Annotated in this window: 10 protein-coding genes; 3 read left to right on the plus strand and 7 right to left on the minus strand. The window is 63.1% G+C overall.

What is annotated here, in order from left to right:
• Positions 1–936: an alpha-xenorhabdolysin family binary toxin subunit B gene (locus DMX11_RS01430; RefSeq protein ID WP_110742734.1), complete on the plus strand. Its 936-nt coding sequence runs from the start codon at positions 1–3 to the stop codon at positions 934–936.
• Positions 937–942: 6 nt separating this feature from the next.
• On the opposite strand, the gene DMX11_RS01435 is transcribed toward DMX11_RS01430, so the two are convergent.
• From DMX11_RS01435 to DMX11_RS01455, 5 genes are all read right to left on the minus strand, one after another.
• Positions 943–1,335 carry a protease inhibitor I42 family protein gene (locus DMX11_RS01435; protein WP_110742736.1) on the minus strand — a complete coding sequence of 131 codons (393 nt, stop codon included), beginning with the start codon at positions 1,333–1,335 and terminating at the stop codon, positions 943–945.
• 134 nt (positions 1,336–1,469) lie between these two features.
• The gene (gene lon, locus DMX11_RS01440; protein WP_110742738.1) at positions 1,470–3,887 is read right to left on the minus strand and encodes an endopeptidase La; all 2,418 of its coding nucleotides are present in this window, start codon (positions 3,885–3,887) and stop codon (positions 1,470–1,472) included.
• 158 nt (positions 3,888–4,045) lie between these two features.
• Positions 4,046–6,457, minus strand: coding sequence for a glucose/quinate/shikimate family membrane-bound PQQ-dependent dehydrogenase (locus tag DMX11_RS01445; RefSeq protein ID WP_110742739.1), 2,412 nt, complete (start codon positions 6,455–6,457; stop codon positions 4,046–4,048).
• A 30-nt stretch (positions 6,458–6,487) separates the two neighbouring features.
• Entirely contained in the window at positions 6,488–7,822 is a 1,335-nt protein-coding gene (locus DMX11_RS01450) for a carbohydrate porin (protein ID WP_110742741.1), read from the minus strand.
• Between the two features lie 598 nt (positions 7,823–8,420).
• Complete coding sequence (locus tag DMX11_RS01455) at positions 8,421–10,460, minus strand: TonB-dependent receptor (RefSeq protein ID WP_110742743.1); 2,040 nt, start codon at positions 10,458–10,460, stop codon at positions 8,421–8,423.
• Between the two features lie 164 nt (positions 10,461–10,624).
• Here DMX11_RS01455 and DMX11_RS01460 point away from each other — a divergent pair, with 164 nt between their 5' ends.
• Together DMX11_RS01460 and DMX11_RS01465 are read left to right on the plus strand one after the other, a co-directional pair.
• On the plus strand, positions 10,625–10,846 hold the full coding sequence (locus tag DMX11_RS01460; RefSeq protein ID WP_003252112.1) for a VF530 family DNA-binding protein: 222 nt from the start codon (positions 10,625–10,627) through the stop codon (positions 10,844–10,846).
• 1 nt (position 10,847) lies between these two features.
• A complete protein-coding gene (locus tag DMX11_RS01465; RefSeq protein WP_110742744.1) occupies positions 10,848–11,483 on the plus strand; it encodes a Pr6Pr family membrane protein in 636 nt (211 codons plus the stop codon).
• A gap of 107 nt (positions 11,484–11,590) precedes the next feature.
• Here the strand turns inward: DMX11_RS01465 and DMX11_RS01470 are convergent, their stop codons facing one another.
• Together DMX11_RS01470 and DMX11_RS01475 are read right to left on the minus strand one after the other, a co-directional pair.
• The gene (locus tag DMX11_RS01470; protein WP_110742746.1) at positions 11,591–12,352 is read right to left on the minus strand and encodes a siderophore-interacting protein; all 762 of its coding nucleotides are present in this window, start codon (positions 12,350–12,352) and stop codon (positions 11,591–11,593) included.
• Positions 12,345–12,890, minus strand: coding sequence for a PadR family transcriptional regulator (locus DMX11_RS01475; RefSeq protein WP_110742748.1), 546 nt, complete (start codon positions 12,888–12,890; stop codon positions 12,345–12,347). Before DMX11_RS01475 ends, DMX11_RS01470 begins: the two co-directional genes overlap by 8 nt.
• Positions 12,891–12,924 lie beyond the last annotated feature (34 nt).

Genomic DNA, 12,924 nt, shown 5'->3' on the forward strand with positions numbered 1-12,924 from the left:
ATGGATGTTGCCAAGACTGAAACCGTCATGCCCGATTTTTTACACATGCAAAACGTGCAGGAACGCATGTTCGAGCTCATGGAAGATTGGGAGATGAAAGTGCTTCCCGCAGCGCGCGAGCAGTTGGTTGAACTGCGCGCGCTGTTGCTGGTCGTCGAACGCGCGTTCAAGGAGAGCCTGATAGGCGGCATCGTGTTGCTGGACGAGCGGGATTTCATCCCGGGGAACGGGGGCATCGGTACGCACCACAGGCTTGCCAGTTTACTGGAGCGCTTGGGCCAGCATCATGCGCGGCTGGCAAATAAAAACCTGCGGCTGGAGCTGTTCTCGCTGTCGGCCATTGTCGACGCATTGGCGGCCGCGGAAGCACGAACGGATGTTCTTCAAGAACAGGCGGTCGCTTTCGATCAACGGTTGGCGACGTTGCGTCAACAGCGGGCAGATATCATCCAGGCTATCGAATTGTTCGAGAAACCTTCGATTGCCAGCGCACTGAAGGGCCTCATCCCGAGTGACGACGAAATCGATCAGATCACAGGGTTGATCACCGACCCGAAACTTGACGCTGGCTTGCTCAAGGTTGTGACGCAGAAGCTCGCCAGTCACGCAGATGCGCTGGAGGGCGCCAAGACATTCAGCGACCTGGGCAAGGCCCGTGTCCGGCTCGATGCCAGAATCGATGAAGCATTGGGTGACCAGAGGCAGGCGCAGCGAGCCTTGCAAGCGGCGCGGAATGAACAGGAGGCAGTAAGCGCTTTGGCTGGTCTTGTGCCACTCAAGAATGAGTGGCTATACGAGCTTCGCAAGGTTGAACTGGAGTGGCTGGCTCAGGCCGCGCCACTCAGTGCGACGATGGACCTGGACGCTGCTACGGTTGCATTGAGGAGCCTGTGCGAATACCTGATGGTGGTACAGCTGAGGTATGACCGCATCTGATCCTGCTCAACGGACGACAACCTTGCAATCGAAGGTTTGCACCGGGGCAACGTCTGCGGCCCATGGCTGCTGGTAGACCAGCACCAGTTGCGCATCCCCGGTGCCGTTGGCCAGGAAGCGCCAGGTGGAAACACCGGCACTGCCGACCACGTCTTCATCCTCGGGTGCGCTGTATACCTCCGGGCCGAGGCTGCGGAGTACGCTCGATGCGGGATTTTCTACACGCCAGCGATAGCCGGTTGACGGGTTGCTGGGCAAGCTCAGGGTCAGTGCCTGGCCGACTTGCAGGCGCGTGGGGCATTCACTTTCGGCGTCCAGTTCGACGGGCTGCGTCGGCTGTTGGGCGCAGGCAGAAAGCAGAACGAAGCTCAGGGGAACGAGCAGACGGGCGGTGGTCATGTTGGCTCCAGAGGCTGGCGATGCCCTCAGGATAACCGATGTTCGGTGCACAGTGCGCCTGACGCGGTCAGTGCAGCAGCGGCCATGTGTCGTGAAAGGACCGCAACGCCGCTCCTGCACCGATTGCGTCAGCCTCAGAACAGGACTTTCGCCACGTCAGCAAAGCGTTTGGCGAAGTGCACCGTCATGCCCTCACGCAGATACTCCGGCAATTCTTCGAAGTCACCACGGTTAGGCTCCGGCAAGATCAGTTCGAAGATCTTCTGCCGCCGAGCTGCAATGACCTTCTCGCGCACACCGCCAATCGGCAGCACCTGGCCAGTGAGGGTCAGCTCGCCAGTCATGGCCACGCCTTTTTTCGGTGCCTGGTCGCGGGCCAGCGACAGCAGGGCGCTGGCCATGGTGATGCCCGCGCTAGGACCATCCTTGGGCGTCGCCCCTTCGGGGACGTGCAGGTGAATGAACGCTTCGTTGAAGAAGCCCGGGTCGCCACCAAACTGCTTCAGATTGGAATTGACGTAACTGTAGGCAATCTCAGCCGACTCTTTCATCACATCCCCAAGTTTGCCGGTCAACTTGAAGCCACGGCTGAGGGTGTGGATGCGGGTTGCCTCGATCGGCAGCGTGGCGCCGCCCATGCTGGTCCAGGCCAGGCCGGTGATCACGCCTTTGCCAGCCAGCACCTGCTCGCTACGGAACACCGGCATGCCGAGTGCGGCCTCCAGGTCCTTGGGGCCGATCTTCAGCTTCGCTTGCGGGTCTTCCAGCAGCTTGACCACCGCCTTGCGGACCAGTTTGCCCAGTTGTTTTTCCAGCTGACGGACGCCGGCCTCGCGGGCATACCCTTCAATTACCAGGCGCAGGGCGCTGTCGCTGATGCTTAGGCTGGTCTTGGCCACACCGGCCTTTTCCAGCTGCTTGGGCCACAGGTGGCGTTTGGCGATGGCCAGTTTCTCTTCGGTGATGTAGCCAGACAGGCGAATCACTTCCATGCGGTCGAGCAACGGCCCGGGGATGGAGTCCAGGGTGTTGGCGGTGCACACGAACAGCACCTTGGACAGGTCGAGCCGCAGGTCGAGGTAATGGTCGAGGAAGTCGATGTTCTGCTCCGGGTCGAGGGTTTCCAGCAGCGCCGACGCAGGGTCACCCTGGTAGCTCTGGCCCATCTTGTCGATTTCATCGAGCATGATCACCGGGTTCATCACTTCGACGTCCTTGAGGGCCTGGACCAGCTTGCCAGGCTGTGCGCCGATGTAGGTGCGGCGGTGGCCTTTGATTTCGGCCTCGTCGCGCATGCCGCCAACGCTGAAGCGGTAGAACGGCCGGCCGAGCGACTCGGCGATCGACTTGCCGATACTGGTCTTGCCCACCCCGGGCGGGCCTACCAGCAGCACGATCGAGCCGCTGATCTCACCCTTCCAGGCGCCCACCGCGAGGAATTCCAGGATGCGTTCCTTGATGTCATCGAGACCAGCGTGGTACTGGTCGAGCACTTTGCGCGCGTGCTTGAGGTCTAGCTTGTCCTTGCCGTACACGCCCCACGGCAGTGCGGTGGCCCATTCGAGGTAGTTGCGGGTGACGGCGTATTCGGGTGAGCCGGTTTCGAGGATGGCCAATTTGCCCATCTCTTCATCGATACGTTTGCGCGCCTGGGGCGGCAGAGTCTTGCCTTCGAGGCGCTGCTGGAACTGTTCAAGGTCGGCGCTGCGGTCGTCCTTGGTCAGGCCCAGCTCCTGCTGGATCACCTTGAGCTGTTCCTTGAGGAAGAACTCACGCTGGTGCTCGCCGATCTGCCGGTTCACCTCGGCCGAGATTTCGTTCTGCAGGCGCGCAACTTCCACCTCTTTGCGCAACATCGGCAGAACCTTTTCCATGCGCTTGAGCATGGGCACGCAGTCGAGCACTTCCTGCAACTGGTTGCCGGTGGCCGAAGTGAGCGCGGCGGCGAAATCGGTGAGCGGCGACGGGTCGTTGGGGCTGAAGCGGTTGAGGTAGTTTTTCAGTTCTTCACTGTACAGCGGGTTGAGTGGCAGCAGCTCCTTGATCGCATTGATCAGGGCCATGCCGTAGGCCTTGACCTCGTCGGTCGGTTCGGCGGGCTGGCGCGGGTACTCGACTTCGACCAGATAGGGGGGGCGATGGTGCTTGAGCCAGGTGCGAATACGGACCCGGGTCAGCCCCTGGGCGACGAACTGCAGCTTGCCATTTTCTCGGCTGGCGTGGTGCACCTTGACCAGAGTGCCGTACTGCGGCAGTGCCGCGGTGTCGAAGTGGCGGTGGTCTTCTGGCGGGGTGTCCATGAAGAACAGTGCCAGGCAGTGGTCGGGGGACTTGGCCACCAAGTCGAGGGTTTCGGCCCAGGGTTCTTCGTTGACGATGACCGGCAGCACCTGGGCCGGGAAGAATGGGCGGTTGTGGATCGGGATCACGTAGACCTTGTCCGGCAGCTGCTGGCCGGGCAGGGCGAGGGCGTGGCCGGGTTCGGCCGGGGTGGTGTGTTCGACTTCGCTGTGTTCGTCGGGGTGTTCCGGGAAATCCTGCTGGTTGCTCATGGGGCACCTGCGTGAATGGCTATGGTGCTTAGATGGGGCGGTGGGGAATGGGTTTCAATGGTAGACGAACGGAGCAGGGGAGGGTTTCATCTTGGATCGCCTGCACCGGCCGTTAGGCCGGTACAGGGGAATGAGCCCTGCAAGCAGGGCTCGGCAACTTACTCAGCCAATTTGTAAGCGATGATGTAGTCGCCCATTTTGGTGCCCAGCGAGCCGTGGCCGCCGGCGGTCACCAGCACATACTGCTTGCCATCCTTGCCGGTGTAGGTCATCGGCGTGGCCTGGCCACCTGCTGGCAGGCGAGCACTCCACAATTCCTTGCCGTTGTTCACGTCATAGGCGCGCAGGTACTGGTCGAGGGTACCGCTGAGGAAGCCGACGCCACCGGCAGTGACGATCGAGCCGCCCATGCTCGGCACGCCCACCGGCAGGCCGATCGGCACCGGGGTGCTGTCGCGGGTGGTGCCGTTCTTGTGCTTCCACACCACTTTGTTGGTGAACAGGTCGATGGCGGCGACGTAGCCCCAGGCCGGGGCCTGGCACGGTACGCCCAGGGGCGACATGAACGGGTGCATGGTCACTGCGTATGGGGCGCCGGTGTTGGGCTGCACGCCGCTGGTCTCGCTCTCGCGCTTGCTGCCTTCGGCAACCTGCTCACGCGGGACCATCTTCGATACGAAGGCCATGTAGTTCGGCGAGGTGAACAGCAGCTGGCGCACTGGGTCGACCGACACGCTGCCCCAGTTGAACACTCCGACGTTGCCCGGGTAGACCAGCGAGCCCTGCTCGGACGGTGGGGTGTATTGGCCTTCGTAGCGCAGCTCGCGGAACTGGATGCGGCACAGCATTTGGTCGAACGGCGTGGCGCCCCACATGGCCTGTTCGGTCAGCTCCGGGCCAAGCAGGTTCAGGTCGGAACGGGCCTGGGTCGGCGAGGTGTGGTCGCCCTTCACCGCGCCTTGCGGGGTGGGGATTTCACGGATCGGCACGATTGGCGTGCCGTCGCGGCGGTCGAGCACGTACAGGCTGCCTTGCTTGGTCGGCACGATGATTGCCGGTTTGACGCCATCGTTGGTCTTGAGGTGCACCAAGGTCGGCTGGCTGCCGACGTCCATGTCCCACAGGTCGTGGTGAGTGAACTGGTAGTTCCAGCGGGCCTTGCCGGTCGCAAGATCCAGGGCCACCACGCCGGCGCTGTACTTCTCGGCGCCCGGGGTGCGATCGGCGCCCCACTGGTCCGGGGTCTGGTTGCCCAATGGCAGGTAGATCATGCCAAGGTCTTCATCGACGCTGGCGATCGACCACATGTTGGCCGAGTTGCGGCTGTACTGCTTGCCGGCGGCCAATGGCTTGGTGTCTTCCGGGTTGTTGCTGTCCCAGTTCCACACCAGGTGGCCATCGTGCACATCGTAGGCGCGGATCACCCCGGACGGCTCGTTGGTCGACTCGTTGTCGGTGACATGGCCACCGATGATCACCAGGTCACGGGTGATTGCGGCAGGCGAGGTGGAGTAGTAGCCGCCGGCCGTGAACGGGCCGATGCCGGTGGTCAGGTCGATGACACCCTGGTTGGCGAAGCCATCGCAGACCTTGCCGTTGTCGGCGTTGATGGCGATCAGCCGGGCATCTGCGGTTGGCAGGTAAAGGCGGCGTGGGCAGGCCTGGGCTACGGCCTGGCCTGCGTCGGTGATTTTCGGCGCTGGGCTGCCGTCGCGGCTGACGTAGCGGTTTTCGTCATAATACGAAACGCCGCGGCAAGTCATGTGGGCAAAGCCCTTGAAGGTGCCGGTCGGGCTCTTTACCTGCGGGTCGTAGCGCCAGATTTCCGCGCCGGTGTCCGGGTCCAGGGCCAGCAGGCGGCTGTGCGCGGTGCAGGCGTAGAGCATGCCATTGACCTTCAGCGGGGTGTTCTGGTTGGTCAGCTCCACCGGGTCGTTCTCAGTCGGCAGGTCACCGGTGCGGATGCGCCAGGCTTCTTCCAGGCGGTAAGCATTCTGCGGGGTGATCTGGCGCAGCGGCGAGTAGCGGTCGCCGTGTTCGGTACGGCCATAGGCCTGCCATTCACCGTCAGGCATCGACGGGGCGGCGCTGGCCATTTCGCTGCTGTCCCGGCCCAGTTCGCCGAACACCTCGCCGGGGTGGGTGAACTGGCTGCCCAGGGCGCAGGCGCCCGAAGCGACCACGGCAACGCCGAGCAGGGCGGTGTTGACCTTGCTGGCCGGACCGATCAGCGGGCGACGTGCCCACGGCAGCAGCAACACCACGCCGATGGCGAACCACAGCGCCAGACGCGGTACCAGTTGCCACCAGTCCAAGCCGACTTCAAGCAGGGCCCACACGGTGCTGCCCAGCAACACCAGGCCGTACAGGCCCAGTGCGATGCGGCGCTGGGCCAGCAGCAGGGCACCCGACAGGGCAAAGCCGATACCGGCGATCAGGTAGTAAAGCGATCCGCCCACCTGGCTCAGCTTGATGCCGCCGGCCAGCAGGGCCAGGCCCATCAGTAACAGCAGCACGCCGATCAGGCGCGGTAGCCAGCGGCTTCCATGGTTGGCACCTTCAGTGCTCATCGTAGGTTCTCCGTCAGGTCGATAAAGGGGTTAGAAACTGCTCTGGATCTTCAGGCCGCCGATCAGGGCGCCATCGACCTGCGACACCCCGCCCGGGTGGCGGATGTACTGCAGGTTGGGGCGTACCGTGAGCCAGTCGGCCAGATGAATGCCGTAGTACAGTTCGGCGCTGTACTCGGTGTCCTGCACGGGCAGGAAACCCGGGTTGTCATAGTCGTCGATGCCTGCGGCCTGGTTGGCCAGGCGGGCGTTTTTGCGGTAGGCAGGGTTGACGTGCACGCGGGCGAGGGCGAAACCGATGTCGTCCTTGGCGCGGGCGTCGAAGGGCCCTTTGTATACCAGTCCTGCCTGCACATAGTTGTCGATGGCATTGGTCTTCTTGTCGTGCACCGTGGCGTTGGCGAACAGGCTCAGGCCACGCGACTGGTCGGATGCCAGCGAAGTGACCTGTTGTTGGGCGCCGAGCCACACGCCGTGCTTGCTCGAGCTGCTGCGGTAGGCGGCGCCGCTGAGGGCTGCCGGCTGGCCATTGCTGTCCTTGAGAACATCTTGTGCCTTGGCATTACTGTAGTAGTAGCCGGCGCGATATTCCCCTTTCAGGCCTTGGATACGTGGGCTCCATACCAGTTCGATCGGCATGACCGCGCCCTGGGTGCCGCTGCCGCTGAGCTTGAAGCCGTTGCCCGACTCGAGGTTGGAGGGGTTCTGTTCGAACACCCCGACCTGGGCGTACAGCTCGGGGTTGAGGTTGTAGCGCACGCGCAGGGCCCACTGGCTGACCGGCCAGTTGTACCAGATACCGCCTACCCAGTTGCCGACCTGCGAGCCGCAGAAAGCCAGGTTCTGGAAGTCGCAAGGGAAACTGTTGAAGTCCTCGCCCTCGCCGAAGCGGCCGAATTTCACATCCAGCGCGCCATCGAAGTACTTCTGCTTGATCCACAGCTGGGTCAGCCGCCAGGTTTCGCCGCGGCCCCAGACTTCCTGTGCCGAAGTGAAGCCGCCGACGCGCGGGTCGTTGATGCGGTCGTTGCTGATGTTGTCACCGTGCCGCTCGGTGATGGTCAGCTGCACCTCGGTGTCGTGCCAGCCGAGGATCTTGTCCAGGTCAAGGTGGCTGCCAAAGGTGAACTGGTCGCTGTAGCGCGCGGTGCGATCATGGTCGTAGCCGCCGCGCAGGTTGCTGCCCATCTCGCCGGTATAGCCAAGGGTGAAGTCATAGCCTCGTTCCAGCAACTGGCTGCGGGTGCCGCCCCAGTCGCCGAGCATCCATGGCGAGTCGCTGGCGAACATCTCGCTGGCGCCGACGGGGGTTGCCAAGGCGCTGAGGGCAAGGCCGATGTAACAGGATTTGGGCAGTTGGAGCATGAGATAGCGCTATCTTCTGATTATGGAAAAAACGGTAAGCGCATCGAAGGGCAGGCCCTTCAATGGATATGACGACAAGAGGTTGAAGTGAAGCGTTTCAGCTTGCGGCGGGAAGGATATAGGGGAAGTTGTAAGAAAAAAAGACAAATTGTCGCAGTTGATTGTTGCTGAACTGGCAACAGTCGAGGCCGGTAGAGGGGTGTGGGCAGTCGGTAAATCCGCCACAGAGATCGCATAAGGGCTGACAGGTGTTGGCCACAAGATCTTCAGCGCCTGCGAGATCGAGCGCCGCCCGCGCGGCGCATCGCGAGCTGCGCTCGCTCCTACGTTTGTTCGGGCCAATTATTCCTGGGGGAATTGCGCGCGAACGCTTTGGCGCATGGCGCGATATCGCGTCGTACGAACAAAGCGGTCGCGCGCGCCTGTTACAGGCGTGACTGGCCCGAAACAAACGTAGGAGCGAGCGCAGCTCGCGATGCGCCGCGCGGGCGGCGCTCGGTCTCACAGGCGCTGAAGAGGCTGTGACGGGCACTTGGCAACCCTGATGCCATTGCCAGAAACCATAGAATCTCCCACACCCCTCTTCGTCGCTTCTGCTTCAGAAGGTCGTACGCAACCCCACTTCCACACTGCGCCCCGGCGCCGGTGCGATATCGCGCAGGATCGAGCTGGCATAGCGCACAGTCTGATCGGTCAGGTTTTCGCCGCGCACGAATGCCAGCCACTGGCTCTGGCCAACCTCGAAGCGGTAGCCAACGCTGGCCCCCAGCGTGGTGTAGCCATCGGTGCTGGTTTCGTTGGCCGGCTTGCGGTGCTGCGACGAAGCGTGCTGCACGTCTACCCGCGCCTGCCAGCGATCCAGTTCCCAGACCAGGCCGCTGTTCAGGCGCAGCGGGGCTATGCGTGGCAGTGGCTCGCCGCTGTCCAGGTTCTTGGCCCGGGTGTAATCACCAGACAACTCCAGCGCGAAGCTGCCGTAACGGTTCTCGACCAGTTGCCAGCGGTCCTGGGCCTCGATGCCGTAGAAGCGCGCCCGCACACCTTGGTACTGATATTCCGGGTAGCCGTCGTCATGATCGTGGTCATCCTCGTCATGATCGTGATCATGCCCGCCCTCACGCAGGTTGCCGGTGCCGATCAGGCCGATGTAGTTGCGAAAGTGACTGTAGAACACCCCAACACTGCCCTTGTGGGTGCCGTTGTCGAAGCGCAGCGCCAGGTCGCCGGAAATGGCCTTTTCCTTGTTCAGGCTAGCATCGCCAACTTCATAAGCACCGGTGGCCACGTGGGCGCCGTTGGCATACAACTCGTAGAACGTTGGGGCGCGCTCGGTGTAGCCGAGGTTGGCCGCCAGCGACCAGACCGGGTCGAGCTGGTACACCGCGCCTGAAGACAGGCTGAAGGCGTTGAAGCTGCTGGCGCTGTCGGCGTCGACGAAGTTCTCGTTACCTTTGGCGTCCGGGTCTACGCGGGTGTGCTCCATACGCGCGCCCAGGCTAAGGTTCAGGCGTTCAGTGGCTTGCCACTGCTCCAGCATGAACAGCGCCAGGCTGTCGGTATCGGTTTGCGGGACGAAGGCTTCCTCGCCCAGGGCAGAGAATTCGTTGCGGCTGACCTGGGCACCGATCACCCCTTCAATCGGCCCGAGCGGCTGGTGGCGGGCTTCGATGCGGGCTTCGTAGCCCTTGTTCTTGAAGGTGGTATGGACCTCGCCTTCCTCGATTTCGCTGTGTTCGTAGTCGGTGTAGCCGGCATCTACCTTGACCGAGCTGAACGGGCCGTCGAGGTCGCGCAGCTCGGAGGCGAAGGCGTAGTGATCCTGCTTCATGTCCAGGCGCACGCCGGACTCGGCCACCGAGCCGTAGTTGCTGTCGTAGCGGCTGTACGACAGGCCGGCGTAGCCATGGTCCCAGTGGTAGGCACCCCCGATTGCCCCGCCGTCCTGGCGGCCGTCGCTGTTTTCCAGGCGGTGTTTGCTACCGGGCTCGTCGGCATCGCGCACTTTGGCGCTGCGTGCGTAGCCCGGGATGCGCAGGTCGTTGAACTGGCGGCTGTTGGCGTCCAGGTGCAGGGCGAAGGCGCCGTTGCCCGCCTCCAGCTTGCCGGCGCTGCTACGGGTGGTGTCGGCGCCGCCGTAGCGCAGTTCACCGGCACCGTGGATGCCCTCGATCGGCGAGTCCGGGATGCGGTTGTCGAAGGTGTTGACCACGCCACCGATGGCATTGCCGCCATACAGCAAGGCGGCCGGGCCACGGACGATTTCGACACGGTCGACCGTCACCGGGTCCAGGGGCACGGCGTGGTCGTAGGACAGCGACGAGGCATCCAGGGCGCCGACGCCGTTGCGCAGAATGCGGATGCGGTCGCCGTCCAGGCCGCGAATGACCGGTCGGCTGGCGCCAGGGCCGAACCAGGTAGAGGCGACACCGGGCTGCTTGTTCAGGGTTTCACCAAGGCTGCCGTGCTGCTGTTGCAGCAGGTTGTCGCCTTCGAGCACGGTGCTGGGAGCCGCCAGTTGGCTGTTGCCCAGCGGGTTGGCGGTGATGACCTGGGGTTCGAGCTCTACGGCCTGGCTGGGGGATGAGGCCAGCCAGAGCGCAACGGCGAGAGGAGAGAGGCGAAGCGGTGAGTACAGCATGGGGATGGGGCGTTCCTTGGCAGAGGCTTTTATAGTGTTACAACATAACATAACTATTTCAGCACATAGGTTTTGCCCATGGCCAGCGATTTTTCTGTCGCCATGACTGATCCCACCCGCCACTACACTCGTGTAAGGTGCGCATCTTTCCTACGGAGCACAGCATGAGCACGGCCCAACACAACGCGCTGCACGGCAAGACCCTTGAACAGATCCTCACCGAGCTGGTGGCGCACTACCAATGGCAGGGCCTGGCCGAGCGCATAGACGTGCGCTGTTTCAAGAGCAACCCGACCATCAAGTCGAGCCTGACTTTTCTGCGCAAAACGCCATGGGCGCGGGAAAAGGTCGAGCAGCTGTACGTGAAACTGCAGCGCCAGGCCTGACATGCCACGCCGTCCCTGGTTGACCAGCATGGCCGTGCTGGGCTGGTTCGGCCTGGCCGTGCAGGTGTACTTGGTGCTGATAGCGCGATGGCAGGAGCAGGCCAGTCTTGTCGGCGGCCTGATCAATGTGTTCGGTTACTTCACCGTGCTGACCAACACCTTGGTGGCGACGGTACTCAGTTATGCGGCGTTTGGCCGGGAAGGTCGGGCCAAGCGTTTTTTCCTGTCGCCGCCGGTGAGCTCTGCGGTGGCCACCAGCATCGTCCTGGTGGCGCTTGCCTATAGCGTGTTGCTGCGCCATTTGTGGCAACCACAGGGTTGGCAATGGCTGGCGGACGAGTTGCTGCACGACGTCATGCCACTGCTGTATGCCTTGTACTGGTGGTGCGAGGTACCCAAGGGCAGGCTGCGACTATGGCACCTGGCGCTGTGGGCGCTGTACCCGGCGGTGTACTTTGGCTATGCGTTGTGGCGGGGGAGTGAGATCGGCATGTATGCCTACCCGTTCATTGATGTGGCGAACCTGGGGTATGGGCAGGTGTTGCTCAATGCCATCGGGGTGCTGGCAGGCTTCTGGGGGATAGGGTTGGTGTTGCTGGGGTTGGACAAGTGGCGGGGTTTGAGCAGATTGGCTTAGCCTGCACAGGCCCTATCGCCGGCAAGCCAGCCCCCGACAGCCTTCTAGGGCTGTGCGATTCCTGTGAGGGCAGGCGTGCCGGCGATAGGCCTGGGACGGCACCCGGATCACTCGTCTTCCGCAGTCCCGTCGGCACGCCAGTAGGCTGCAGCCTTCAGCGCATCCTCAGGCACGCCCTTCTCCAGCAGCAGTGCCTTGGCCTGGCGGGTCAGGGCTTTTTCCAGCGCCACCCAGCCATACAACCGGCCTTGGGGCAAGGTCAGGTTCTTCACCAGTGCGAGCAGATCTTCCTGCTGCCTACGCACCCAGATCACTTCGACCTGCGCCATGCTCGGCAGTGGCTGGCGCTCCTGCTCGTCTTCGATCTGGATCACCGCCAGCACCTGGCGACCTGCCGGCAGTTCTTCCAGGCGCCGGCCAATCGCCGGAATGGCCGTTTCATCACCGATCAGCAGGTAGCTGTCGAAGATATCCGGCACCACCAGTGAAGCCCGCGGCCCGGCAATGTTCAGGGTTTGCCCGGGCGCGGCCTGCGCGGCCCATGTAGAAGCCGGGCCGTCGCCGTGCAACACGAAGTCGATGTCCAGTTCATTGGCCACCAGGTCGATGCGCCGTGGCGTGTATTCGCGCATGGTTGGCCGGGTGCCACCATCCTTGCCCAGGTTACGGGCTTCGATGGCCTGCTGCTGCTCCGGCGTCTCAGCGAACAACAGCTTGATGTGGTCGTCGCTGCCCAGGCTGGTGAAGCCTTGCAGTTCGGCGCCACCCAAGGTGACGCGGCGCATGCGCGGGGTCAGGTCGGTGACCCGCAGCACGTGCAGGCGACGCTGGCGGATCTCGTGGTTGACGCGGTGAATGGTGTCACTCATGGGCATTCTCCCTGACAGGTTCTGCCGGCCCGGAGGCGATGGCCTTGGCGGTATGGTTGAGCAGATCGCGAACCCGTTCGATTTCTTCAGGGGTCCAGCGGCCGCTGTGCATGTGCAGTGCGTGGCGCAGGTTGCCGACCGCTTCATGGATTTCTGGCGGGCGGTCGTGGCCGCGCAGGGCACGCTTGCTGACTTCGATGCGCATGCGCACGCCGTCCAGCGCCACGGCCTGCTCACCCAGGGCTCTGCGGCCAGCATCGGTGATGGCATACAGGCGCTTGCTGCCCTGCACCTGGCCGCTGATCAGTTCGGCTTCTTCAAGAAAATTCAACGTCGGGTAGATCACCCCGGGGCTGGGGCTGTAGCTGCCGTCGAACAGGTTTTCGATCTGGCGGATCAGGTCGTAGCCGTGGCCAGGCTGATCGGCGAGCAGGTCCAGCATCAGCAGCTTGAGGTCACCGGGCGCGAAAACGCGGGGGCCGCGCTCGCCGCGGCCGGGGCGCCGCTCGAAGGGATCATGGGGTGTGTGTTCGCGCATGGGGGATGGGGCTCCGTCTTTGCGATATATCGTA

It is taken from the genome of Pseudomonas sp. LB-090624, assembly GCF_003205205.1.
Lineage (GTDB): Bacteria > Pseudomonadota > Gammaproteobacteria > Pseudomonadales > Pseudomonadaceae > Aquipseudomonas.